The following is a 25,084-nucleotide window of genomic DNA, read 5'->3' on the forward strand; positions in this document are numbered from 1 at the left end:
TACCGGATGACGAATGCCGACATTGTGCATTTACCATTGTGGCGCAAGCCGCACCCGCAATCCGCCGGATTGCCATGAAACGGCCGGAAAGGCGCTTTGTTCCGCCATGCTCCGCACCGGCCTCAGCCGGCCCTGAAACGGGCGAAGACGCGGCCGTCCAGCACCACGAGGCCCATGAGGACGAGCGCCATGCCCAGCATTCCGAGCGGCGTCAGCCGCTCGCCGAGGAAGAGCATGCCGGCGAGAATGGCGCTGGGCGGCACGAGCAGCGTGACGAGCGAGGTGTTGGTGGCGCCCGCCGCGGCCATGATTCGGAAGAAGAGGATGTAGCCGTAGGCGGTGGAGAGCAGCGCCAGCGCCAGCACGGCGAGGACGGCCGACAGTGGGGGCAGGGGAAGCTGCCAGGGCGAATCGGCGACGAGCGACACCGGCAGCACCAGCAGTGTCGCGGCGGTGAGCTGGCCGGCCGCCGTGACCGGCGGGGCGATGCCGCGGAAGCGTTTGCCGTAGGTCGCGGCGAGGCCGTAGGAGATGGCGGCGAAGACCGGCAGGATGACCGCCCAGAGCGGCGGGCCGCCGTCGCCGGTGAAAGGCGCCAGCGCCCGCGGGCCGATCAGCACCGCCGTGCCGAGAAGGCCGATTAGGCAGCCTGCGACCTTCTGCGGGGAGAGCTTCTCGTCCACCGTCATGCTGTTGGCGATCAGCACGGTGAAGATCGGCGTCGTCGCGTTGAGGATGGAGGCGAGCCCCGCGCCGATCTGCGTCTGGCCGAGGAAGATCAGGAGATGCGGCACGGCGTTGTTGATGAGGCCGAGCAGCAGGAATTCGCGCCAGCGGGCGCGCAGCGTCGGATAGATGTCGAAGCGGCCGGCGATATAGATATGCAGGGCAAGCGCCGCGATGCCGACGCGCAGCAGCACCAGCGTTGCGGGCGGCACATAGGCGACGGCGACGCGGGCGAAGAAGAACGAGCCGCCCCAGATCATGCCGAGAAGGGCGAGCAGGCCCCAGGTCTGGATATTCATGCGCGTCGGCGCGGCCGCAAGCGACTGTTGCATCATTCCCCCCGAATGCATCCGGCGGACGGATGCGGTGCGACAGAAAAGCGGCGCTGCCCGGTTTCGGTCGGGCAGCGCCGCTCAGGTCGTGACAGTCCTATCGCACCGGGCGGCGGCTTGCCACCCGATTTCCGTCAGAGGGCGGACAGCAGGGCCTGCGTCGCCCAGCCGTCGGCCGGCAGGCCGAGACGGAGCTGTTCCTTCTGGATCGCCGTGCGCGTGCCGGAGCCGAGAATGCCGTCGATCTTGCCGACATCGTGGCCATGGGCCTGCAGCTTGGTCTGGAGCTGCTTCATGCCGTCCTCGGAAAGGCCTTCCTCCGGGGTGCCGCGCTCATAGGGCGGGGCGCCGGCAAGGCGGGTCGCGAAATAGGCGGCCGAGGTCGTGTAGATGAACGACTGGTTCCATTCGAGATAGATGTTGAAGTTCGGATAGGTCATGAAGGCCGGGCCCTTACGGCCCTGCGGCAGCACGACGGAGGCCTCGAGATTGCCGAAGGAGGTGTCGCCGTCGCGCGGCTTGACGCCGAGCGCGAACCAGTCGCTCGCCTTCATGCCCGGCTGCAGGCCGGTTTTCTCGAAGGGCAGGTTGTCCGGCACGCTGATTTCCTGGATCCAGGGCTGGCCCTTCGTGAAGCCGAGATGCTGGATAAACTTGGCCGCCGTCAGGATGGCGTCGGGCGCGCTCTTCTTGACGTCGATATGGCCATTGCCGTCGCCGTCCACGCCGAATTCGATGATGTCCTTCGGCAGCATCTGCACCTGGCCGATCTCGCCGGCCCAGGCGCCCGTCGTGCCGTTCGGGTCGAGGTCGCCGTGGCCGACCATCTCGATGGCGGCGAGGAGCTGCTTGCGGAAGATTTCCGGCCGGCGGCAGTCATGCGAGAGCGTGACGAGGGCGTTGCGCGTATTGAAGTCGCCCTGCACGGCGCCGAAGTCGGTCTCCATCGCCCAGAAGGCGGCGATGATCGGGCCGGGAACGCCGAATTCCTGCTCGGCGCGGGCGAAGACGTCGGAAAGGTCCTTCAGCTTCTTGCGGCCGATGTCGAGGCGGGCCTGGCTGACCGTGCGCTTGGAGAATTCGAGGAAGGTCTGGCGGAAGACGCCCTGCGCGCGGTCGCGCGATAGCACCTTCTGGTCGATCGCCGCGCCGGCCAGCGCCCGGTCGGCGACCTCGGCGGAAACGCCGCGCGACAGCGCCTCGGCCTTCACGCCTTCGAGGAAGGCGGCAAGGTCGCCGCCGCAGGCGGGCGCCGTCTGGGCATGGGCGCCGCCGGCCAGAAGAAAGGCCGCAAGGCTTGCTGCAAGTGTCGTCTTCAGGGGGTGCCGCATCCGTTGTGCTCCTTGGTCCGTTGCCCTGTCATCCGGGATCGCCCGGCGTCTCGGTTGCCCGGCTGTCTCAGATGAATGTGACGGAAGCAAGAAGAAAACGGCGGGCGCCTCACGCCGCCGCTCTTTCTCGCGCCTGTGTTGCATTCGCCAGCGGCGTCAGCGGGAAACCGAGGCGACCCACTTGTTCCAGTTCTTGGCCGAGCCCGCGAAGACGTTGATGTCCGTATTGGTCGGAACGCCCGGAACGACACCGGTGGAGGTATATTGCCAGAAAGCCCATTTGCGCGCCGGATAGATGTTTTCCGGGTGGTTCGCCACCGAGCGCAGCCAGAAGGGATAGCCGTCGAAATACCCGACGAGGTTGTCGCGGTGGAAGTCGACGGTCGTGTAGATGATCGGCCGCTTGCCGTAATGCGCCTCGAGGCGGTCCATGAAACGCTTGAGGACCGTGCGCACTTCGTCGGCCGGCGGGCGGGTCTTGCAGGTGGGAGAGGCGGGGTTCCACTCGGCATCCAGCACCGGCGGAAGCTGCACGGCCTCCTTCGGCACATTGGCGATGAACCAGTCCGCCTGGGCATCCGCCGTCGAGCAGAAGTAATAGAAGTGATAGGGGGCGTGGAGGACGCCGGCCGTCTTCGCGCCCTGCCAGTATTCGGAAAAGCGGCCGTCGATGCGGTCGGTGCCCTCGGTCGCCTTCAGGAAGGCGAAGGAGACGCCGCCCTTTTTCGCCGCCTGCCAGTCGATGTCGCCGTTCCACTTGGACACGTCGATGCCGTGAACCTGATGGCGGTGCGGACTGCGGGCGCCGAAATCCTGCGGGTCCTTGTCGGCGAAACGCGGCGGAAGCGAGCCGGTGACGCCAAGGTCGTAATCCGTGGTGGAGCAGGACGTCGCCAGAAGGGCGAGGGGCAGGAGAGCCAGAATCAACCGACGCATGGAGGTCCCGTTTTTGCGCGTTTACCAATCCTGCCTCGAATGAACCGGGCCGTAAAGGGGAGCGCGCGAGACGGGTCCCATGACCTATCGCGCATTTTCGTAAAATTACGGTTAGCGGGAGGTTAAGCCGGGGCGACGGATCGCCCCAGCCCTCGGTCAGAACTTCATGCTCACGCCGAGCATGATGGAATGCGAATCGATGTCGCCATCCGAACCGGCAACGCCGAAGACGTCGGACTTGCCGTAGTCCGTGTAGCGATATTCGACACGCCCGGCGAGATTGTCGGTGAAGGCATGTTCGACACCGGCGCCGATGGTCCAGCCGTGGAAGGTTTCCTTGTCGGTCGCGCCGCCCGGGTCGGTCAGCTTGGCATTGGTGAAGGCATAGCCGCCCGTGCCGTAGATCAGGGTGCGGTCGATGGCGTAGCCGAGGCGGGCGCGGACCGAACCGCCCCAGGTCGTTTCATATTCGACGGGTCCGCCGCCGCTCGTGAAGCGCTCGTTGTTGAAGTCGTGCTTCACATCGGCTTCGACACCGTAGACCCAGCCGTTGTTGAAGAAGTTGTAGCCGGCGAAGGCGCCGAGGGCCCAGCCGTCCATGCTGTGGTCACCCGGCAGGCCGCCGCCGGTATAGTCGCCCTGCGTCCAGGCATAGCCCGTGTTCACGCCGACATAGAAGCCGCCCCAGTCGTAGACGCCCGCCGTCTCGACGATCGGGGTCTCCACAGGAGGCTCGGCCACGGCCATATCGGCTGCGAAAGCCGGCAGCGCGCCCGCGGTTACCAGGATGCCGGCGGCACCGAAGATCATGGATTTCATAAGATGGTCCTTCCCACTCGTTTGACGCGCGAAGCCCCACGCACGAATGACAACACCGCCCGAACGCACCAATCCGGCGATGGTTCCGCAAAAATAGGCGCCGTTCGGGGCGATAGCGTGGCATTTCGGTCAACAGGTCGGCCGGCCGGAGAGCCGGCCTGCCGCCGGCGACCCGAAAAGCCTTTTCATGACAGGGGAATCCTGCTTGTCTCCTGCCGAAGGAGAGGCCGCGATGAGACGATTGCAAAGGCTGGCCGCTTGGACGCTGACCGTCCTTGCCCTTGTCCTTGTGGTGGGGGCGAGCTGGCTCATCGTATCGCCGCCGTCGCTGCTGAGCGTCGGTTCGGGCTATGCTGCCAAGATCGTCTGCTCCAATGTCTTCGTCGCCGGGCGCGACCCGGCAAAGGTGCTGGCCGAGGACGTCCAGGCGCCCGGCCATCCGCTGCTGAAGCTGATGCGGCAGGACGTCGACTTCAAGGAAAAGACGGTGACGACGCATCTCCTCGGCCTCTTCGCGCCGGGCTATGCCGTCTGGCACGAGGGATTCGGCTGCTCCGGCGTGCCGGACGGCGATTTCCGCGCGGCGCAGCAGGCGGTCTCCGATGTGCCCCTGCCGAAGATCGCGGCGGGCGATCCCGCCACCCCCTGGCCGGACGGCGAGGCGGTGACGCCGGACGCGCGCCTTGCCGCTCTCCTCGCCGATTCGGCGCTTGCCGGGCCGGGCATGCGGGCGATCGTCGTGGTGCATGACGGGCGCATCGTCGCCGAGGCCTATGGTGACGGGTTTTCCGAAGCGACGCCGCTCCTCGGCTGGTCGATGACCAAGACCGTCAATGCCGCCCTCATCGGCCGGTTGATGCTGGCGGGCGCACTGTCACCCGACATGGCCGGTCTCTTCACGGAATGGCGCGGGGATGCGCGCTCGACCATCACGCTCGGCCAGCTCCTCGCCATGGAGAGCGGGCTTGCCTTCAACGAGGACTACGGCTCCGTCACGGATGTCACGCGCATGCTGTTCCTCGAGCCCGACATGTCGCGCTTTGCGATCTCACAGCCGCTGGCGGCCAATCCGGGCGAGACATTCAACTATTCGAGCGGCACGGCCGTCCTGCTTTCACGGTTCTGGATGGGCGCGCTCGGCGGGCGCGTGCAGGCGCTTTCCTTCCCCGCACGGGCCCTGTTCGGCCCGCTCGGCATGGCGAGCGCGGTCATCGAGCCTGACGAGACGGGCATCTTCGTCGGCTCGTCCTACATGTATGCGACGGCGCGCGACTGGGCGCGGTTCTCGCTGCTGCTGCTGAACGACGGCGTCTGGAAGGGAAGCCGGCTGCTGCCGCAGGGCTTCGTCGCGGCGATGACGGCGCCCAGCAAGGCATCGGGCGGCATCTACAGCCATATGCAGACCTGGACGAACGGGCCGGGCGAAAAGCGCGACGCGGATTACGGTCTTCCGGAGGACGCCTTCTGGATCCTCGGGCATGACGGCCAGTCGGCGGCGATCATCCCCTCGCGGGGGCTTGCGGTGATCCGGCTGGGGCTGACGCCGTCGAAACTCGGCTATCGGCCCCAGCCGCTGGTCAAAAGCATCCTCGACGCGCTGGATGCGTCGAGGCTCGAGGCCGGTCAGGCGCCGACCTGAGCGATCCAGTCGTTGAGATTGTAGGTGTTGGAGATGCGCGCGACCTTGCCGTCGCGGATCTCGAAGAAGGCGCCGGCGGGCAGGACATAGGTCTGGCCGTTCGCTTCCGGCAGGCCCTCGTCGGTGACGAGATACTGGCCGTTGACGACGAATTCGGCCGCCCCGCGCGCACCGTCGTCGCTCGACATGATGACCATGTCCGTCAGCGTCTCGCGGTAGCAGCGGTTCATATGCGCCATGAAGTCGCGGAAGGCGTCCTTGCCGACCTGACGTCCGCCCTGGTTGATGTCGTGGACGACATCGTCATGCAAGAGATTAAGGAAGGCCTCCATGTCCTGCCTGTTGAAAGCGTCGTAATAGGCGCGGATCGTCTCTTTTGCTGGCATGTCATCCCTCATATCGTTGTCGCAAGGCCGAAACCCGATCGCCTTATAGCATTGTTCAAGCCCTTGGGAACATTTACGGATCATGCAGATCAAGATCGTCCACGGCGAGGCCGTCACGCCGCATATCGCAGACCTCGCGCGCCTGCGCATCGAGGTCTTCCGCGCCTTTCCCTATCTCTACGAGGGGAGCGAGGACTACGAGGCCTCCTATCTTGCGACCTATGCGCGCTCGCCCGAAAGCCTCTTCGTGCTGGCGTTCGACGGCGCGCGGATCGTCGGCGCCTCGACGGGCGTGCCGATGACGGATGCCGCGGAGGAATTCAGGGCGCCGTTCGTTGCGGCCGGGATCGATCCGGCGAAGGTGTTCTATTTCGGGGAATCCGTCCTGCTCTCCAGCTACCGGGGCAGGGGGCTGGGCGTTCGTTTCTTCGAGGAGCGCGAAGCCTATGCGCGCCGCCTCGGCCGTTTCGACTGGTGCGCCTTCTGTGCGGTGGAGCGGCCGAAGGACCATCCGCTGCGTCCGGCCGATTACGTGCCGCTCGACGCGTTCTGGGGCAGGCGGGGTTACGTGCACCGCGCCGATCTTGCGACGACGCTGGCGTGGCAGGATATCGGTGAGGCGGAGGAGAGCGGGAAGCCGATGTCGTTCTGGCTGAAGGCGGCGGGTTAAGGGCCCCTCATCCGCCTGCCGGCACCTTCTCTCCGCAAGCGGGGCGAAGGGACATGTGGCGATGACTCGCGTCACGCGAACGTTGATATTCTCGGGAAATCGGATCGGCATATTCCCTTCTCCCCGCTTGCGGAGAGAAGGTCGCGGCAGCGGGATGAGGGGCCGCCGCTATCGTGCCGCCTTATCTCAGCCCGGTCTCGTCGAGCAGGCCCTTGCGCTTGGCATGGTAATAATAGCCGGCCGCATAGAGGCGCACGGCGCCGTCGTTCTTGTCGTCGGCCACGAGCCAGGCGCCGCGCAGGTACTTGCCGGCATATTTGATGTTGGTCTCGGCGTCGAACAGGCCTTCGGCCGGGCCTTCGTAGCCCATGCTCTTGGCCGTCGCATACTTGATCTGCATCAGGCCGTAATGGCCGCGGTTGAAGGCCTTCGGATTATAGCGGCTCTCGCGCTTGACGACGCGGTGGAGCAGCGATTCCGGGATGCCGTAGAGGCTGGCATATTTTGTGATCAGCCCGTCGATCGGCGTGCCGGATTTCTGTATCGGCTGCTCGGCGCGCGGCATGACGAGACGGGTCTCGGTGGTCAGCACGGCGTTGCTGAGCAGGGCGGGCTTTGCGACGGGCACGATCTTGTGGGTGGCGACGAGCTGTTCGAGGCCTTCCGGCTCGCCCGTGTCGAAGCCCGGTTCCATGACGGAGACGCCGATGGCCATCTCGGTCGCCTGCGGCATTTCGCTGACCGGGACCACGCCGGCAGCGGCGGTGTTGCCGGCAAGGGCAGCGGTGGCCGCGGCAGCGCCCGTCACGGGCCTCGCCTCGGCGAGCGCGGAAACGGGCATGGCCGCGCCGCCCGCATCCTCGACGGCCGCGACGGCGACCGGGGTCGGCAGGGCTGCCGGCGTGTTCTCGGTGCCGGGCTTTGCGGCGGGCATGGCGGCATAGGCGACTTCGGTGGCCGCGCCGTCGGCGGAGGCGATATCCGTGGTGGCGGGCGTTGCCGAAGCCGGCGTCACGGTCCTGGCGGTCGTTGCGTCCTCGGCGACACTGGCGCAGCCGGCAAGCGTTGCAAGAAGGCCTGCGCAGGCAAGCGCGGCAATGCGTGCCGGACGGGAAACGGGGATATCAGCCATGGTCGTCGCTCTCGGTTTGCCGGGGTGCGCGGGCGCCGGAACGCCCATGCTTTTGCAAATCAACCGGCCGTGGCCGTGCCCCGCTCATAACCGATCAGGCGCCAAGCGGCAACCCGCAGCGCTCGCCTTGCCTCAGGCGGCCGCGCGCTTGAGGCTTGCCGTCAGCAGTCCGGCGCTTATCAGTAGCGTTCCGCCGGTGCGGTTGACGATCTTCTGGACCGAGGGTTTGCGGATCGTCTTGCGGGCCGCGGAGGCGAGCAGCGCATAGGAAAAGGCGTTCAGCGTCGCGAGTACCAGGAAGGTTACCTCGAAGATCGCCATCTGCGGCAGGACGGGTCGCGAGAGGTCGAGGAACTGCGGCAGGAAGGCGACGAAGAAGACGATGCTCTTCGGGTTCAGCGCCGTGACGACATAGGCGTGGGCGAAGATGCGGAAGGGTTTTTCCTCCGCCGGGGCTTCGCCCTCCGCGCCGATCGTCACGGGCGCGCGCAAGAGCTTGATGCCGAGCCAGACGAGATAGGCCGCGCCCACCCATTTGAGAACGGTGAAGACGGCGGCGGATGCGGCGAGCAGCGCGCCGAGGCCGAGCATGGAGGCGGTCATGGCGGTGAAATCGCCGAGCGCCACGCCCGCGACCGTCGCGCCCGCGGTCCGCCTTCCGTGGCCGAGCGCGTAGGAGATCACGAGGAGGATCGTCGGCCCGGGAATGGCGAGCATGACGGCGGAGGCGGCGGCGAAGGCAAGCCAGTGGTCGAAGGACATGAAAACTCCCCGGATCGATGGTCGATCCGGGGAGCAAGCCATTGCAAATTTCCGGCGTCAAGCCCGGTGCGGTCAGGCCGCCGGCTTCCACTTCTGGCCGATGACGTCCATCACCTCGCCGAACCATTTCGCCGAGGTGTCGAAGTGCTTGCCGCCCTTGATGCGCGGGAACTCGATGGTGCGCAGCTTGCCGCCCTGGCCCTCGTCGTGGCCGGTGACGCCCGAGACCTTGTTGAGCGCGCTTTCGACGGCAAGATCGGTCATGCTCTGGATGAGGCGCAGGTCGTCGCGGTTGGCGGGGGCGGAGCGGGCGTAATAGCCCGACTTCTGCACCATGGAGCGCTCGGCGCCGAGCAGGGCGGCGAACTGCTTGGAGAACCAGTTGCCGACATTGATCGTGTCGATCTTCACATGGCCGAAGGCGTCGCGCTTGACGGTCTCGCCAGCCGCTTCCCGCTCGGCGACGATGGCGTCGAGGCAGGCGCCTTCCGAGACGAAGAGCGTGACGAAGCCGGTGCGGTCCATGACCGCCCTCAGGCGCTCGGCCTCGGCCTGGAGGTTGAAGTCCATCTCCGGCAAGTAGAGGCCGTCGATGTTCTTCAGCTGCGTGTTCATCATGAAGCCTTCGACATATTCGTTGCCGCTGGTCTTCTGGATATAGGCGCGGGCGGTGGCGGCGGTGAGCCAGCCGCAATGGCGGCCCATCACCTCGTGCACCACGAGGGTGCGGGGCGCGGCGCTCTGCTCGTTGCTGACATGGTCGAAGAAGCCGGCGCCGACTTCGGCCGCCGTCCAGGCGCCGAGCGACTGGCGGATCGGCACGACGTCGTTGTCGACCGTCTTCGGCAGGCCGACGACGGTGAGGTTGTAGCCGTTGGCGCCGAGATAGGCGGCAAGGTCGGCCGCCGTCGTATTGGTATCGTCGCCGCCGATGGTATGGAGGATGGTGATGCCGTCCTTGGCGAGGCGCTCGGCGGCGACGCGCAGCGGGTTCTCGCCCTCCTTGACGAGGCCGCGCTTCACGCAGTCGGCGGCGTTCGTCAGCTTCACGCGGCTGTTGCCGATGGGCGAGCCGCCGTAGCGATGGAGGAGGGGCGCCTTCTCGCGCATCTCGCGGGTGATCTCGATGCGGTCGGCAAGCAGCAGGCCCTGGTAGCCCGAGCGGTAGGCGACGAGCTCGATCTCCGGTGCGACGTCGCTGTAGCGCTCGATGAGGCCTCCGACGGCGGACGACAGACAGGGCGCCAGTCCGCCTGCGGTCAGCATTGCGACTTTCTGCTTGGCCATGTTTCCTCCTCGGCTTCAGCTCGTCTCGATGGTGCGGGTTGTCTAGCGCAGAATCCCCGGAAGGGAAACGGCGCGGCGAACTTATCCGCGTTCTGTGACGGATTGTCTTTTGTGCTCCACAGGCGAAAATCACGGCGCCGGAAAATCGGATGCATCCACTTATTGAGGGGCATCAAAATTTTGTCATCCGGGTATTTCCTGCCTTGCTTTCCCTGCAATTGTCTGCTCAAGATCACCTTATGTTCCAGAACTCCCCCAGTTGCTTCGTCAGTGCCGTATGGGACCGTCTCGTCGGCATCGTCTCCGATGCCGCCAGCAATGTTCTGTCCGGCGTGGTGGAAGCCGTGCGGACGCTCTTCGAGGGCGATCCGGAGACGCGCAGGCAGGTCGCCTTTTCCGTCGCGATGATCGCGCTTTCGGCCAAGATGGCGAAGGCCGACGGTGTCGTCACGACCGCCGAGGTCGATGCCTTCAAGGACATCTTCAAGTATCCGGACAACCAGGCGGCCAATGTCGCCCGGCTGTACAACCTCGCGCGGCAGGACGTTTCCGGCTACGAGGCCTATGCGGAGAAGATGAAGGCGCTGTGCGTCTCCTGCGAGAAGAACTGCCCGATCCTCGAGGATATCGTCGACGGTCTGTTCCATATCGCCAAGGCGGACGGGCTGATCCACGAGAACGAGATGGCCTTCCTCTCGCGCGTGGCGGAAATCTTCGGCATGGCCGAGGAGCGCTTCGAGCAGATCACGGCGCGCCACGTCCATATCAGCGGGCGCGATCCCTACAAGGTGCTCGGCGTCAAGCCCAGCGACGATTTTTCCGAGATCCGCAAGCGTTACCGGGTGCTTGCCTCCGAGAACCATCCTGATAGGCTGGTGGCGCGTGGCGTGCCGGCCGAGTTCCATCAGATCGCGAACGACCGCATGGCCGCGCTCAACGCTGCCTATGAGGCGATCGAGAAGGAACGCTGCGCTGCATGAGCGCATTCACATGTGACTATTCCGGCGCCTCCGCCGCGCCGTCGCCGAATTTCGGTGAACGGGCGGGCGGGCGCTCCCCCGACATCATCCTCCTGCATTATACCGGCATGGAAACGGCTGAAGGCGCGCTGAAATGGCTTCGCACGCCGGAAAGCGAGGTTTCCTGTCACTACCTCGTTCACGAGGACGGCCGCGTCGAGCAGCTCGTGCGGGAGGCGGATCGCGCCTGGCATGCGGGCAAGAGCTTCTGGAAGGGCGAGACCGACATCAACTCGGCCTCCATCGGCATCGAGATCGTCAATGCCGGCCATCCCGGCGGGCTGCCGGATTTCCCGGACGCGCAGATCCGGGCGGCCGTCGAACTTTGTCTCGATTGTGGCGAAAGGTGGGGTATCGCCCCCGAACGGGTGCTGGCGCACAGCGATGTGGCCCCCGTCCGCAAGGTCGATCCGGGTGAAAAATTCCCCTGGGGGCGCCTTCATGCCGGAGGCGTCGGGCACTGGGTCGAGCCGACGCCGGTCGCCGGCGGGCGCTTCTTCCAGCGCGGGGATGCGGGCCAGCCCGTCGAGGCACTGCAGACCATGCTGTCGCTCTACGGTTACGGCATTGAAATCGATGGGATTTATTCGGAAAAGACGGAGGGCGCCGTGGCCGCTTTCCAGCGTCATTTCCGGCCCGCGCAGGTCGACGGCATCGCCGATTTCTCGACCATCGATACGCTGCATCGGCTGCTTTCAACACTGCCGCGGCTAGGCGTCTGACAGCCCATTCTTATATTCGAATATTACGGTCTGTAACAGAAGTTTACCGCTTCGCCACATCCTGACCCGATTGGGCATGTTCTTTCCGGCTGCGTTCATTGCAGCGCAGCATGCGGTCAGGGCCTGACCGCGATCAATGAGGATCGAGACGTTTGCGCAGGGTGCGCGGCTTGGATTGCCGCGGGCCAGGGCTCTGCCTTTGCGCCTTTTGGAGACTGAAACTAGATGAGAAGACTACTTGCTGCCATCAGCGCGGCCTGCCTTTGCGTGTCCGTTTTTTCCGCCGGCCTGGCGCATGCCGCTTCCGGCGACCATCGCGGAGCGCTGGTGAAATCGTCCAAGGCGGAAAAGGCCGAAAGCAAGCAGAAGACCCGGAAGGTGTCGGCCAAGCGTAGCAAGCGCAAGGCGGCGGCCGACAGGAACGGCGTCGTCGTCGGCCAGTTGAAGACCTTCAAGAGCACCACCGGCTATCCGAAGGCGGAGAACCCGCTGAAGACCGGCGTCCAGGCGGCCAGCTATTCCAGCCTCATCCAGACCTATGCGAAGACCTATGGCGTGCCGGTCGATCTCGCCCATGCCGTCGTCCGCGTCGAGAGCAACTTCAATCCGCGGGCCCGCGGCAGCGCCGGCGAAATCGGCCTGATGCAGATCAAGCCGGCGACGGCGCGCATGATGGGCTATCGCGGTAGCGCCAAGGGCCTGTTCGATCCCGAGACCAACATCAAGTTCGGCATGAAGTACCTCGCCATGGCGCATGACCTCGGCGGCGGCACGACCTGCGGCACCATCCTGAAATACAATGCCGGCCATGGTGCCAAGCGCATGAACCCGGTTTCCAAGCGCTATTGCGGCAAGGTGCTGAGCTATATCGATTGAGGCCCGGGCCGCCGGGCTGGAATCGGTGCGCCGCCATGCTATGCCATCGCTGAAGAACGAGGGTGAGCATGGTTCGGCATTTCGATTTCGTCGTCGTGGGCAGGGGCATGATGGGGGCGGCGGCGGCGCGGCACCTTTCCCGAACGGGCGCTTCGGTGGCGCTCGTCGGCCGGGGCGAACCGGCGGACTGGAAGGCGCATGACGGTGTCTTCGCCAGCCATTACGACAGCGGCCGCATCACCCGCACGATCGACCAGGATCGCGACTGGGCGCTGCTCGCCAACCGCTCCATCGCCCGCTACCGCGAAATCGAGGAAGAGAGCGGCATCGCCTTCTACGGCGAGACGGGCTGCCTGATCAGCGGTCATGCGGATGGGGACTTCGTCTCGTCCGTCGCGGCGGTCGCCGCGCGCTACGGCCTCGATGCGCCCCTCTTGGACCGAGCGGGACTGCGCGCGCATTTTCCATGGTTCTCGCTGCCGGAACGTTCGGCGGGCGTCTTCGAGGCGAAGGGCGCTGGCTATATCGACCCGCGCAAGCTCGTCACCGCGCAGGTCATCTGCATGGAAAAGGTGGGCGGCGTTTCCATTTCCGACGACGCCGTCTCCGTGACGGAGGAGGGCGGCCATGCATCGGTGGCGCTGCGGTCGGGCGAAGCCGTCACTGGCGGGCGCGTGCTGGTCGCGACCGGCGGCTTTTCGCGGGCGCCGGGGCTGCTGCCCAGGGTGCCGAAGCTTACCGTCAAGGCACGGACCGTCGTTCTGGCCCAGCTTTTGCCGCAGCAGGCGGAGGCCTTTGCGGCCATGCCGTCATGGATCGACGAAAGCGCCGATCCGTCCGAGCATTTCTACCTGCTGCCGCCCATCGTCTATCCGGACGGGCATGCCTATCTCAAGATCGGCGGCGACCCGACGGATATCGATATCGCCGAGGAGCCGGCGATTGCCGACTGGTTCCGCGGGGAGGGCAATCCGGCAGCCATCGCCCATCTCAAGCGTCTGCTGGCCCGCTCCATTCCCGATCTCGATCCGGTGCGTCTCGTCTCCGCGCCCTGCGTCACGACATTCACCGTGCACGGCTATCCCTATGCCGGCTTTGCCGGCGGCGAGCGGATCGCGCTTCTGACCGGCGGCAACGGGGCGGCGGCCAAGAGTTCGGACGAGATCGGCCGCATCGGCGCGGACCTTCTGATTCGCGGCCGGCTCGACGAGCCGGACTATGCCACCGATTTCGCGGTTCATTTTCGCTGAGCCTATGGTGTTTCCGCCCGTCATGGGCTAGTCAGCCCCTGCCAGTTGGCCGGGCAGCCGCGCCTTGCAAGGGTCGAAAGGCCGCAGGGTGAGGAAAGTCCGGGCTCCACGGAAACACGGTGCCGGATAACGTCCGGCGGGGGCGACCCCAGGGAAAGTGCCACAGAAAGCAAACCGCCTTCCTCGGAAGGTAAGGGTGAAAGGGTGGGGTAAGAGCCCACCGCGGCCATGGTGACATGGACGGCAAGGTAAACCCCACCGGGAGCAAAACCGAATAGGGATGACGCGAGCCGCGCAAGCGGTTCAGCCTGTTTCCGGGCCGGTCATCCGGGTGGGTTGCAAGAGGCCGGGCGCAAGTCCGGTCCCAGATGAATGGCTGCCACGTTCCGGCGAAAGCCGGAGCCATACAGAACCCGGCTTACAGGCCAACTGGCAAAATCTCCCTTTCAGGCATGAATTTTTCGATGCCGCCAACGCGCTGGAATCGCGGGCGTTCGCGCCATGCGTGCGGCGTGCCGGAATGCGCGCCCGCGGCGTTTTTGCGCGTGCAGATTCAAGACGTTGGCGGGTCGTTCCTAACCTTTTGTTAAACTTAACGCCTTATAAACATTTGACGGTCTGAACAGCGGGTAAGAGGTCTCTTCCCATTGACGCCCATGTGGTCCCATGTTATCCCAGAACCATACTGCACGAGGACGCATGAGCGTCCGATCATCGCAAAGCTTTGAGGCAAACCGGCTGGGGACGGTGCGGCGCGCATGCGTTGCATCAGGGCTGGTTCGTGCGCGTTGTGTTGTGTTGGTGATGCCGGGGTGGATGCACAGTGCTCCGGCTTTGGAAGCGGCTGTATCGCGTCATGAACCGGTTCCTGTCGAATGCGACAAACAGGATCGATGCCAAGGGGAGGGTTTCCGTTCCTTCGGCATTCCGTTCCGTCCTGTCGCAGCGCGACATCCGGGAACTTTACTGCTTCCAGGATTTCATGTTTCCGGCGATCAGCGTCGGCGGGCTGGATCTGCTCGATCGTTTCGAGCGCCAGATCGCCAGCGAGGATGCTTTTTCGCCGAGGGCCAACCGGATGTCGCTCCTCATTCACGGGGGCGGCGTCTTCATGAAGCTCGATTCGGAGGGGCGCCTGCCGGTCACGGATTTCATCCGGGACTATACGGGCATCACCGCGGAGGTGACCTTTGTCGGTCGGGCGGATCATTTTCAGCTCTGGGCGCCGCAGACATTTCAAGCCACGCAGGCGGCCGCCCGGGAAGAGTTCAGGACGCGAGGTCCGGGCTCGGGGTAAGACGGAGAATCGGAATGGCGGCGGATCTTGGCGGAGGTTCTTCTGATGCCGATGGCGGATCGGTCCGTCACATTCCGGTTCTTCTCTCCGAGGTCATCGAGGCGCTCCAGCCCAAGCCCGGTCAGGTCATCCTCGACGGCACCTTCGGCGCAGGCGGCTATACGTCCGCGATCCTTACCGAGGGCGCGAGTGTCATCGGCCTCGACCGCGACCCGACGGCCATTGCCGGCGGGCAGGGGCTCGTAGAGGCCTCCGGCGGCCGGCTCACGCTCGTCCATTCGCGCTTTTCCGATCTCGCGCGCCACGCGCCCGCGGGCGGGCTCGATGGCGTCGTGCTCGATATCGGCGTTTCCTCCATGCAGATCGATGAGGCCGAACGCGGCTTCTCCTTCCAGAAGAACGGGCCGCTCGACATGCGCATGTCCGCCTCCGGCGTTTCGGCGGCCGACGTGGTGAACCGCGCCAAGGTCTCCGACCTCATCCGCATCTTCGGCTTCCTCGGCGAGGAGAAGCAGGCCGGCCGCATCGCCCGTGCCATCGAGAAGGCGCGCGAGAAGGAGCCCTTCACCACGACGCGCCAGCTCGCCAACCTCATCGAGCTGACGACGCCGCGCAAGGCCAAGGACAAGATCCATCCGGCGACGCGCGTCTTCCAGGCGCTGCGCGTCTTCGTCAACGACGAACTGGGCGAGCTTGCCCGTGCGCTGATCGCCGCCGAGCGCGCCCTCAAGCCGGGCGGCCGGCTCGTCGTCGTCAGCTTCCATTCGCTGGAAGACCGCATCGTCAAGAAATTCTTCCAGGATCGCTCCGGCAAGGCCGCGGGCTCGCGCCATCTGCCGGAGGTTCACGACAGGGCGGCAACCTTCGCACCAGTCGGGCGCCCTATGGTGGCCGCCAGCGACGAGGAGAGTGCGGTCAACCCGCGCGCCCGGTCCGCGAAGCTGAGAGCGGGCGAGCGCACCAGCGCCCCCGCCGGGACGGATGACCTGTCCATTTTCAACCTGCCCAACCTTGCCGGCCTCGAGAAGATGGGAAGCTGAGTGATGTTCCGTACCCTTGATGTCGTGATGATCGCCGTCATGACCGCTGCAGCCACCGTCACCTACTCGATCAAGCACCAGGCCGAGAACAAGCTCGAGGAGGTGCGCAAGCTCGATGCCGAGATCAAGCTGGAGGAGGACACGATCGACCTCCTCAAGGCCGACTGGGCGCTGCTGACGCAGCCCAACCGCCTCAACCGCCTCGTCAAGATCTTCGAAAGCGACCTGAAGCTCGTGCCGACGGAATCGACCCAGCTCGCCCGGCCGAGCGAGCTGCCGATGCCGACCGCCGAACTGCCGGCGCTGCCGGAAGACAAGGTCGCCAAGGCCAAGAAACCTGCCTCGGGCACGGACGCAATCCAAACCGGATCGGTGGCACGCTGATGTCGTTTCTCTCCCGCATCATGGACGTCAAGAGCAAGGCGCATTTCAACGCCGGCGGCAACAACAACGCCAGGACCGGTGGCCAGGCCTTCGAGGGCACGCGCAAGCGCTCGGGCTCGCAGGCCCGCAGCCGCGTCGCGGTGATGATCTGCTGCTTCGGCATGGCCTATGCGGTGATCGGCGGCCGTCTCGTCCAGTACGGCATGGCCTCCACCGAGACCGTCTCCAGCATCGGCCCGGCCGACCACCTGATGGCCTCGCGCCCCGACATCGTCGACCGCAACGGCGAAATCCTCGCCACCGACATCCGCACCGTCTCGCTCTATGCCGAGCCGCACAAGATCGTCGATGCGGACGAGGCGGTGGAAATGCTCGCCACCGTGCTGCCGGACCTCGACCGCCGCGGCATCTACCGCAAGCTCACCTCCAAGTCCCGCTTCCAGTGGCTGAAGCGCCAGCTCACGCCCAAGCAGCAGAGCCGAATCCTCGCGCTCGGCATTCCCGGCATCGGCTTCCGGCCGGAAAAGCGCCGCTTCTATCCGGGTGGCGCCACCGCCTCGCACATCGTCGGCCATGTCAATATCGACAACCGCGGCATTGCCGGCATGGAGCGCTATATCGACAACCAGGGCCTTGCCGACCTTGCCGCCATCGGCATGACGAGCGACGCCAAGCTGGAGCCGGTGCGGCTTTCCATCGACCTGCGCGTGCAGGCGATCGTGCGCGAAGTCGTCAAGGACGGCATGGAGCGCTACAAGGCGCTGGCCGCCGGCGCCGTCGTGCTCGATGTCCATACCGGCGAAGTGCTCGCCATGGCCTCCTATCCGGACTACGACCCGAACAATCCGGCGGAGGGCGCGAAGGAAGGCTGGATGAACCGCATGTCGAACGGCACGTTCGAGATGGGCTCGACCTTCAAGAGCTTCACCACCGCCATGGCGCTCGATTCCGGCAAGGTGAAGATCACCGACAGCTTCGACGCCCGCGCGCCGATCCGCATCGGCGGCTTCACCATCAAGGACTTCCACGGCAAGCATCGCGTGCTCTCCGTTCCGGAAATCTTCCAGTATTCCTCCAATATCGGCACGGCCAAGATGGCCGACGTCATCGGCATCGAGGGGCACAAGGAATTCCTCACCCGCATGGGGCTCTTGACCCGCATGGATACCGAGTTGCCGGAGGTGAAGACCCCGAGCCAGCCGCATGTGTGGAAGAAGATCAACTCGATCACCATCTCCTTCGGTCACGGCGTTTCCACGACGCCGCTGCAGACGGCGGTCGCCGGCGCCGCGCTCATCAACGGCGGCAAGCTCCTCAACCCCACCTTCCTGCCGCGCACGCGGGAGGAGGCCGACGAGATCGCCAAGGTGGTCATCAAACCCTCGACGGTCGAGAGCATGCGCTACCTCTTCAAGCTCAACGCGAATGACGGTTCCGGCCGCCGCTCGCTCGTTCCCGGCTTCAATGTCGGCGGCAAGACGGGCACGGCCAACAAGGTCGTGGGCGGGCGCTATTCCAACACGCAGAACTTCAACGCCTTCCTTTCGGGCTTCCCGATCGACGATCCGCAATATGTGGTCCTCACCTTCATCGACGCGCCGCAGACGGGCGAAGGCGGCGGGCGCACCGCCGGCCTCAACGCTGCGCCGATGGTGGGCGAGATCATCCGCCGGTCCGCCGCGCTTCTCGGTGTAAAGCCGAAATTTGGTGAGGACGGGTCTGCCTTGCTTGTGTCTTATTGAATGGAGAAGACGGGACGCCGATTCGTGAGCGAAGCGGCTACCAACGGAAAGCAGCAGAGCGGACAATGAAGATCAGTGACCTTGCCGGACCCGAAACCAACGACCTGGGCGCCGCAGCCGCGATAGACGCGACCGGCATCGCCAGCGACAGCCGCAAGGTCAAGCCCGGTGATCTCTTCGTTGCCCTGTCCGGTACCAAGGCTGACGGCAGCGCCTTCATCGCCGATGCCGTGGCCCGGGGCGCAGCCGCCGTCGTCGTTGCCGAGGGCGTGAAGGTCGAGACGTCCGTACCGGTCATCGCCGTTGCCGAGCCGCGCCGCTTCCTGGCGCTGGGCGCCGCCCGCTTCTACGGCCGCCAGCCGGAGACCATGGTTGCCGTCACCGGCACCGCCGGCAAGACCTCCGTCGCCTCCTTCACGCGGCAGATCTGGGAGCAGGCCGGCCATTCGGCCGCGATGATCGGCACGACCGGCGTCATCGCGCCCGGCCGCAACGACTACGGCTCGCTGACGACGCCCGATCCGGTCTCGCTGCATGCGTTGCTCGCCGAGCTTGCCGATGTCGGCGTCACCCATGCCGCCATGGAAGCCTCCAGCCACGGCCTCGACCAGTCGCGCCTCGACGGCGTGCGGCTTTCCGCCGGCGCCTTCACCAATCTCGGCCGCGACCACATGGATTATCATCCGACGGTCGAGCACTACATGGCCTCCAAGATGCGGCTTTTCGATACGCTGCTGGCGAAGGGCGCGCCCGCCGTCATCTATGCCGACGACGAATGGTCGGGCGCGGCGATCGAGGCCGCGCGCAAGGCCGGCCTCGACGTGCGCACGGTCGGCCGCAAGGGCGATTATCTCACCTTGAAGCGCGTCGAGCATTTCCGCCACAAGCAGACCGCCGAGATCCATGCCGGCGGCGACATCCATGAAGTGCACATTCCGCTGGCGGGCGATTTCCAGGTGGCCAATGCGCTGGTCGCGGCGGGCCTTGCCATGTCGACCGGCGTTTCCGCTTCCGTCGCCATGGCGGCACTCGAAAAGCTGATCGGCGCGTCCGGCCGCCTCGAACTCGTCGGCCATGCCAGGAACGGCGCGCTCGCCTATGTCGACTACGCGCACAAGCCGGATGCGCTGGAGAACGTGCTGACTTCCGTGCGTCCCTTCACGACGGGCCGCATCATCGTGGTCTTCGGCTGCGGCGGCGACCGCGACAAGGGCAAGCGGCCCATCATGGGCGAGATCGCGACGCGGCTTGCCGACGTGGTCATCGTCACCGACGACAATCCGCGCTCGGAAGTGCCCGAGGTCATCCGCTCTGAGATCATGGCCGCCGCCAAGGGCGCGACCGAGATCGGCGACCGTGCCAAGGCGATCCGCAGCGCCGTCGGCATGCTGCAATCGGGCGATACGCTGATCGTCGCCGGCAAGGGGCATGAGGAGGGGCAGACCGTCGGCTCCGTGACGCTGCCCTTCTCCGACCATGCCGAACTCGGCAAGGCACTGGAGGAACTCGACAGGTGACATGGCTCTGGACCACCGCTGATCTGCTCGCAGCCGTGCATGGCCGTCCCATCGGCAACATGCCGCAGGGCGTGACGGGCATTTCCATCGACAGCCGCGCCATCGCGCCGGGCGAAGCCTTCTTCGCCATCAAGGGCGACCGCGTCGACGGCCATGACTTCGCAAGCTTCGCCGTCGCCAACGGCGCGGCGCTGCTCGTCGTCAGCGAGGGCAAGCTGCCGGCGCTCGGCCGTCTCGTCACGCCGATGATCGTGGTGCCCGACGTGTTGCAGGCGCTCGTCGACCTCGGCTGCGCGGCGCGCGACCGCACGGCGGCGCGGATCATCGCCGTCACCGGCTCGGTCGGCAAGACGACGAGCAAGGAGATGCTGCGCCAGGCGCTTTCGCCCTCGGGCAACGTGCATGCCTCCGTCGCCTCGTTCAACAACCATTGGGGCGTGCCGCTGACGCTGGCGCGCATGCCCGAGACCACCGACTACGGCATCTTCGAGATCGGCATGAACCATGCGGGCGAGATCCGCCCGCTGGTCTCCATGGTGCGCCCGCATATCGCGATGATCACGACCATCGCGCCGGCCCATCTCGGCAATTTCCGGGACCTCGAAGAGATCGCCGCCGCCAAGGCGGAGATTTTCGACGGCGTCGTGCCGGGCGGCCACGCCATCCTGAACCGCGACAACGCGCAATATGCCTTCCTCGAAGCGGCGGCGCGCAAGGCCGGCGTCTCGCACATTCACAGCTTCGGCGCCGATCCGCAGGCGGAGTTCCGCCTGCTCGATTTCACCAGCGGGCCGGATGGCAGCCTGCTGCGCGCGGCGGTCGGCCGGCAGACGCTCGAAGTGCCGATGGGCGCACCGGGCCGCCACATCGCCGAAAACGCCGTCGCCGTGCTCGGCGCGGTACATCTTGCCGGCGCGGATATCGAGAAGGCGATGGCGGGGCTCGCCGCCATGCAGGCGGAAAAGGGCCGGGGCCGGCGCTACAGGCTGGCCAAGGACGGCGGCTGGTTCACGCTGATCGACGATAGCTACAATGCCAATCCCGCCTCGATGCGCGCTGCGATCGCGCTGCTGCGCGATGCGGAGCCGCATGGCCGGGGCCGGCGCATCGCCGTGCTCGGCGACATGCTGGAAATGGGCGAGCATTCGCCCGCCGTGCATGCCGGCCTTGCCGAACCGCTGCTCGAGGCCGCCATCGGCACCGTCTGGCTCGCCGGCCCGGACATGGCGTCGCTGCGCGACGCGCTGCCCGAGGGCATCGAGATCGACTACCGCGAAACCGCCGACGAGCTGGCCGCCCATGCGCTGCAAGGCGTTCAGCCGGGCGACGTGCTGGTCGTCAAATCATCGAAGGGCACGGGCTTCAGCCGCATCGTGGCGGCCCTGCTTGACAAATACGAGGCGTTCCCGGAGAGGGAGCGTTAGAGTTGTGGGAGGTTCGGCCGGGCAGACGCCCGCCGGACCTCGTCTTTTATGCGATCTGCTTTCATCGCCGGCCGGTCACGCCGGGATGCTTCACAGAACCTTTTGGGGAAAGGGTGACAATGCTGCTTTGGCTCGTCGAGCTGGCGAACACCATCCAGGTGTTCAACCTGTTCCGCTACATTACCTTCCGGACCGGCGCTGCGCTGTTCACCTCGGCCACCATCGTCTTCTTGTTCGGCCCGATGATCATCTCGTCGCTGCGCATCCGCCAGGGCAAGGGCCAGCCGATCCGCGCCGACGGGCCGCAGACGCATTTCAAGAAGGCCGGAACGCCCACCATGGGCGGCCTGATGATCCTTGCCGGCATCGTCGGCAGCGCGCTGCTCTGGGCCGACCTTTCCAACGTCTATGTGGTGGCGACGCTGCTCGTCACGCTCGGCTTCGGCGCCATCGGCTTCTATGACGACTACCTCAAGGTCACCAAGCAGACGGAAAAAGGCTTTTCCGGCAAGGCGCGCCTCGGCCTCGAATTCGTCATCGCCGGCATCGCCACCTATTTCATGATGCATGCCACGCTGTCGGCGGGCGCGGCGGGCTCGACCTTCGGCTCCTCGATCACCTTCCCGTTCTTCAAGGACATGCTGGTCAATCTCGGCATCTTCTTCGTGCTGTTCGGCGGCTTCGTCATCGTGGCGGCCGGCAATGCGGTGAACCTGACGGACGGCCTCGACGGCCTTGCCACCGTGCCGGTGATGATCTCGGCGGCGGCCTTCGGCCTCATCGCCTATCTCGCCGGTAACGCGGTCTTCGCGAACTACCTGCAGATCCATTTCGTGCCCGGCACCGGCGAGCTTGCCGTGGTGCTCGGTGCGGTCATCGGCGCCGGCCTCGGCTTCCTGTGGTTCAATGCGCCGCCGGCCGCCATCTTCATGGGCGATACCGGTTCCCTGGCACTCGGGGGTCTCATCGGCACCGTCGCCGTCGCCACCAAGCACGAGATCGTCATGGCCATCATCGGCGGCCTCTTCGTCATGGAGACGCTGTCGGTCATCATCCAGGTCGCCTCGTTCAAGCTCACGGGCAAGCGCGTCTTCCTCATGGCGCCGATCCACCACCATTTCGAGAAGAAGGGCTGGACGGAAAGCCAGGTGGTGATCCGCTTCTGGATCATCTCCGTCGTGCTGGCGCTGGTCGGCCTGTCGACGCTGAAGCTGCGGTAAGGCGCCATGATCCCCGTCACCACATTCAAGGGAAAGTCGGTCGCGCTCTTCGGGCTCGGCGGCTCGGGCCTTGCGACGGCAATGGCGCTGGCCGCGGGCGGCGCGAACGTGACCGCCTGGGACGACAATCCCGCGAGCGTCGAGAACGCGTCCACCGCCGGCATCCGGACCGCGGACCTGCGCGCGCTCGACTGGAAGGGGATCGACGCGCTGGTGCTGTCGCCCGGCGTGCCGCTGACCCATCCCAAGCCCCACTGGAGCGCGGACCTTGCGCGCGCCGCGGGTGCCGAGATTATCGGTGACGTCGAGCTCTTCGTGCGCGAACGCCGGGCGCAGGCGCCTGATTGCCCCTTCATCGCCATTACCGGCACCAACGGCAAGTCGACCACCACGGCGCTGATCGCCCATATCTTGCGGGCGAGCGGCCGCGACACGCAGCTCGGCGGCAATATCGGCACGGCCGTTTTGACGCTCGATCCGCCGAAGGCGGGTCGCTTCTACGTGGTCGAGTGCTCGTCCTACCAGATCGACCTCGCGCCGACGCTGAACCCCTCCGCCGGCATCCTGCTGAATCTTACACCCGACCATCTCGACCGCCACGGCACGATGCAGCACTATGCCGATGTCAAGGAACGGCTCGTCGCCGGCAGCAGTACGGCCATCGTCGGCGTCGACGACAGTTTCTGCACGATGATCGCCGATCGTATCGAGCGGGCCGGCACGAAGGTCGTGCGCATCTCCCGGCGCAATGTCGTCGCCGACGGCATCCATGCCGACGGTTCGCGGCTCCTCCTGGCGCAGGGCGGAACCTCGCGCGAGATCGCCGACCTTTCCGCCATCCAGACGCTGCGCGGCAGCCACAATGCGCAGAACGCGGCGGCTGCCGTCGCGGCCTGCCTTGCCGTCGGGCTCGGCGAAACGGAAATCCGCGCGGGCCTTGCCTCGTTCCCGGGCCTCAAGCATCGCATGCAGCCGGTCGGCCGCAAGGGCGACGCGCTCTTCGTCAACGATTCCAAGGCGACGAATGCCGATGCGGCGGCGCCCGCGCTGTCGAGCTTCGAACGCATCTACTGGATCGCCGGCGGCGTGCCGAAGGAGGGGGGCATTTCCACCCTCGGCGGCTTCTTCCCGAGGATCGCCAAGGCGTATCTCATCGGCGAGGCGGCGCCGGCTTTCGCCGCGACGCTCGGCGAGGCGGTGCCCTTCGAGATCGCCGGCACGCTGGAGCGGGCGGTGGCCGATGCGGCGGCGGATGCCGAAAGGGACGGAGGCGGTCCGGTCGCCGTTCTTCTATCCCCGGCTTGCGCAAGCTTCGACCAGTACAAGAATTTTGAAGTCAGGGGCGACGCCTTCGTGAAACACGTGGCGGCGCTGCCGGGCGTGTCCATGCTGGTGGAAATTTAAACGAGGAAAGAGACATGGTTAGTCGTGCCGAACGTGGTGCATTGGCGGACTGGTTCTGGACGATAGACCGGTTCTTCCTCGCGGCCTTCATCCTCCTGATGGGCCTCGGCTTCATGCTGTCCTTCGCGGCGAGCCCCGCGGTCGCCGAGCGCATCGGCCTCGACAGCTTCCACTTCGTCCGGCGCCACGCCTTCTTCCTCATCCCGGCCATCGGCATCATGCTCGGCATTTCCTTCATGTCGCCCCGGCAGGTGCGGCGGGCGGCGATGATCCTTCTCATCGTCTCGCTTGCGGCCATGGTGCTGGCGCTGTTCTTCGGCGTCGAGGTCAAGGGCTCGCGGCGCTGGATCTCCATCGGCAGCCTTTCCATCCAGCCTTCGGAATTCATGAAGCCGGCCTTCGTGGTGATCTGCGCCTGGCTCTTCGCCGAGCATGCGCGCCAGCCGGAAATCCCCGGCAACCTCTTCGCCATCATCCTCTTCGGCATCGTCGCGGCGCTGCTCGTCGCCCAACCCGACCTCGGCCAGACGATTCTCACCGCCTCCGTCTGGGGCGGTATGTTCTTCATGGCGGGCATGCCTTGGCTGTGGATCATCATCCTCGGCGGGGCGGGCGTCGGCGGCCTGCTGACGGCCTATACGCTGCTGCCGCACGTGGCGGCGCGTATCGACAAGTTCATGACCGGCGAGGGCGACACGTTCCAGATGGACACGGCGCGGGAAGCCATCATCCGCGGCGACTGGTTCGGCCAGGGGCCGGGCGAGGGCATCGTCAAGCGCATCATCCCGGACAGCCACACCGACTTCATCTTCTCGGTCGCGGCCGAGGAGTTCGGCATCGTCTTTTGCATGGCCATCGTGCTGGTCTTCGCCTTCGTGGTGATGCGCGGCCTCAATCATGCCTTCAAGGAGCGCAACGATTTCACGCGCTTTGCCGTTGCCGGCCTCGTGCTGCAGATCGGCATCCAGTCGATGATCAATATCGGCGTGAATCTGGAGCTGCTGCCGGCCAAGGGCATGACGCTGCCGCTGATCTCCTATGGCGGCTCATCGATGATCGCGATCTGCGTGACGGCCGGCTTCATCCTGGCGCTGACCCGTCACCGGCCGGAAAAGCGCGCCTCCGAGCGCAGCCTCTTCCGCGGCGGCATCGTGGCGCCCGCTGAATAA

Annotated in this window: 23 protein-coding genes and 1 other RNA gene; 16 read left to right on the plus strand and 8 right to left on the minus strand. The window is 65.8% G+C overall.

The annotated features are described in order from the left end of the window. Positions 1–122: 122 nt before the first annotated feature. From DSD28_RS08480 to DSD28_RS08495, 4 genes are all read right to left on the minus strand, one after another. The gene (locus DSD28_RS08480; protein ID WP_119256373.1) at positions 123–1,058 is read right to left on the minus strand and encodes a DMT family transporter; all 936 of its coding nucleotides are present in this window, start codon (positions 1,056–1,058) and stop codon (positions 123–125) included. A 134-nt stretch (positions 1,059–1,192) separates the two neighbouring features. Beyond that, positions 1,193–2,389: a lytic murein transglycosylase gene (locus DSD28_RS08485; protein ID WP_119255967.1), complete on the minus strand. Its 1,197-nt coding sequence runs from the start codon at positions 2,387–2,389 to the stop codon at positions 1,193–1,195. 156 nt (positions 2,390–2,545) lie between these two features. Further along, the gene (locus DSD28_RS08490) at positions 2,546–3,325 is read right to left on the minus strand and encodes a glycoside hydrolase family 25 protein (protein ID WP_119255968.1); all 780 of its coding nucleotides are present in this window, start codon (positions 3,323–3,325) and stop codon (positions 2,546–2,548) included. A gap of 156 nt (positions 3,326–3,481) precedes the next feature. Continuing rightward, positions 3,482–4,144 (minus strand): outer membrane protein, encoded by a 663-nt coding sequence (locus DSD28_RS08495; RefSeq protein ID WP_119255969.1) that lies wholly within the window; start codon positions 4,142–4,144, stop codon positions 3,482–3,484. Between the two features lie 232 nt (positions 4,145–4,376). Here DSD28_RS08495 and DSD28_RS08500 point away from each other — a divergent pair, with 232 nt between their 5' ends. Beyond that, complete coding sequence (locus DSD28_RS08500; protein WP_119255970.1) at positions 4,377–5,783, plus strand: serine hydrolase domain-containing protein; 1,407 nt, start codon at positions 4,377–4,379, stop codon at positions 5,781–5,783. Here the strand turns inward: DSD28_RS08500 and DSD28_RS08505 are convergent. After that, positions 5,768–6,169, minus strand: coding sequence for a ketosteroid isomerase-related protein (locus DSD28_RS08505; RefSeq protein ID WP_119255971.1), 402 nt, complete (start codon positions 6,167–6,169; stop codon positions 5,768–5,770). The genes DSD28_RS08500 and DSD28_RS08505 overlap by 16 nt on opposite strands. 82 nt (positions 6,170–6,251) lie before the next feature. Here DSD28_RS08505 and DSD28_RS08510 point away from each other — a divergent pair, with 82 nt between their 5' ends. Continuing rightward, on the plus strand, positions 6,252–6,839 hold the full coding sequence (locus DSD28_RS08510) for a GNAT family N-acetyltransferase (RefSeq protein ID WP_119255972.1): 588 nt from the start codon (positions 6,252–6,254) through the stop codon (positions 6,837–6,839). Positions 6,840–7,020: 181 nt separating this feature from the next. Here the strand turns inward: DSD28_RS08510 and DSD28_RS08515 are convergent, their stop codons facing one another. The 3 genes from DSD28_RS08515 to DSD28_RS08525 form a co-directional block, all read right to left on the minus strand. After that, positions 7,021–7,971: a lytic transglycosylase domain-containing protein gene (locus DSD28_RS08515; RefSeq protein ID WP_119255973.1), complete on the minus strand. Its 951-nt coding sequence runs from the start codon at positions 7,969–7,971 to the stop codon at positions 7,021–7,023. A gap of 132 nt (positions 7,972–8,103) precedes the next feature. Further along, positions 8,104–8,733 (minus strand): LysE family translocator, encoded by a 630-nt coding sequence (locus tag DSD28_RS08520; protein WP_119255974.1) that lies wholly within the window; start codon positions 8,731–8,733, stop codon positions 8,104–8,106. A gap of 72 nt (positions 8,734–8,805) precedes the next feature. After that, positions 8,806–10,020 carry a pyrophosphate--fructose-6-phosphate 1-phosphotransferase gene (locus DSD28_RS08525; RefSeq protein ID WP_119255975.1) on the minus strand — a complete coding sequence of 405 codons (1,215 nt, stop codon included), beginning with the start codon at positions 10,018–10,020 and terminating at the stop codon, positions 8,806–8,808. Between the two features lie 239 nt (positions 10,021–10,259). On the opposite strand from DSD28_RS08525, the gene DSD28_RS08530 reads away from it, so the two are divergent. The 14 genes from DSD28_RS08530 (at position 10,260) to ftsW (ending at position 25,084) form a co-directional block, all read left to right on the plus strand. Then, a complete protein-coding gene (locus DSD28_RS08530; RefSeq protein WP_119255976.1) occupies positions 10,260–11,000 on the plus strand; it encodes a TerB family tellurite resistance protein in 741 nt (246 codons plus the stop codon). Further along, entirely contained in the window at positions 10,997–11,761 is a 765-nt protein-coding gene (locus DSD28_RS08535) for an N-acetylmuramoyl-L-alanine amidase (RefSeq protein WP_119255977.1), read from the plus strand. Before DSD28_RS08530 ends, DSD28_RS08535 begins: the two co-directional genes overlap by 4 nt. A gap of 225 nt (positions 11,762–11,986) precedes the next feature. Continuing rightward, positions 11,987–12,637: a lytic transglycosylase domain-containing protein gene (locus tag DSD28_RS08540; RefSeq protein ID WP_245424785.1), complete on the plus strand. Its 651-nt coding sequence runs from the start codon at positions 11,987–11,989 to the stop codon at positions 12,635–12,637. Between the two features lie 68 nt (positions 12,638–12,705). Then, positions 12,706–13,887: an NAD(P)/FAD-dependent oxidoreductase gene (locus DSD28_RS08545; RefSeq protein WP_119255978.1), complete on the plus strand. Its 1,182-nt coding sequence runs from the start codon at positions 12,706–12,708 to the stop codon at positions 13,885–13,887. Positions 13,888–13,928: 41 nt separating this feature from the next. Further along, an RNA gene (gene rnpB, locus DSD28_RS08550) (RNase P RNA component class A) lies at positions 13,929–14,324 on the plus strand. A gap of 419 nt (positions 14,325–14,743) precedes the next feature. Continuing rightward, positions 14,744–15,184: a division/cell wall cluster transcriptional repressor MraZ gene (mraZ, locus tag DSD28_RS08555; RefSeq protein WP_119255979.1), complete on the plus strand. Its 441-nt coding sequence runs from the start codon at positions 14,744–14,746 to the stop codon at positions 15,182–15,184. Between the two features lie 14 nt (positions 15,185–15,198). After that, on the plus strand, positions 15,199–16,224 hold the full coding sequence (gene rsmH, locus DSD28_RS08560) for a 16S rRNA (cytosine(1402)-N(4))-methyltransferase RsmH (RefSeq protein WP_119255980.1): 1,026 nt from the start codon (positions 15,199–15,201) through the stop codon (positions 16,222–16,224). 3 nt (positions 16,225–16,227) lie between these two features. After that, positions 16,228–16,608 (plus strand): cell division protein FtsL, encoded by a 381-nt coding sequence (gene ftsL, locus DSD28_RS08565; RefSeq protein ID WP_119255981.1) that lies wholly within the window; start codon positions 16,228–16,230, stop codon positions 16,606–16,608. Then, a complete protein-coding gene (locus tag DSD28_RS08570) occupies positions 16,608–18,350 on the plus strand; it encodes a peptidoglycan D,D-transpeptidase FtsI family protein (RefSeq protein ID WP_119255982.1) in 1,743 nt (580 codons plus the stop codon). Before ftsL ends, DSD28_RS08570 begins: the two co-directional genes overlap by 1 nt. A 65-nt stretch (positions 18,351–18,415) precedes the next feature. Continuing rightward, complete coding sequence (locus tag DSD28_RS08575) at positions 18,416–19,867, plus strand: UDP-N-acetylmuramoyl-L-alanyl-D-glutamate--2,6-diaminopimelate ligase (RefSeq protein WP_119255983.1); 1,452 nt, start codon at positions 18,416–18,418, stop codon at positions 19,865–19,867. Continuing rightward, complete coding sequence (locus DSD28_RS08580; protein WP_119255984.1) at positions 19,864–21,291, plus strand: UDP-N-acetylmuramoylalanyl-D-glutamyl-2,6-diaminopimelate--D-alanyl-D-alanine ligase; 1,428 nt, start codon at positions 19,864–19,866, stop codon at positions 21,289–21,291. The genes DSD28_RS08575 and DSD28_RS08580 overlap by 4 nt, the downstream gene beginning before the upstream one ends. Before the next feature lie 119 nt (positions 21,292–21,410). Beyond that, a complete protein-coding gene (gene mraY, locus DSD28_RS08585) occupies positions 21,411–22,511 on the plus strand; it encodes a phospho-N-acetylmuramoyl-pentapeptide-transferase (protein ID WP_119255985.1) in 1,101 nt (366 codons plus the stop codon). Positions 22,512–22,517: 6 nt separating this feature from the next. Further along, positions 22,518–23,915 carry a UDP-N-acetylmuramoyl-L-alanine--D-glutamate ligase gene (murD, locus tag DSD28_RS08590; RefSeq protein ID WP_119255986.1) on the plus strand — a complete coding sequence of 466 codons (1,398 nt, stop codon included), beginning with the start codon at positions 22,518–22,520 and terminating at the stop codon, positions 23,913–23,915. Between the two features lie 14 nt (positions 23,916–23,929). Continuing rightward, positions 23,930–25,084, plus strand: coding sequence for a putative lipid II flippase FtsW (gene ftsW / locus DSD28_RS08595; RefSeq protein WP_119255987.1), 1,155 nt, complete (start codon positions 23,930–23,932; stop codon positions 25,082–25,084).

It is taken from the genome of Shinella zoogloeoides (genome assembly GCF_003574625.1).
Lineage (GTDB): Bacteria > Pseudomonadota > Alphaproteobacteria > Rhizobiales > Rhizobiaceae > Shinella > Shinella zoogloeoides_A.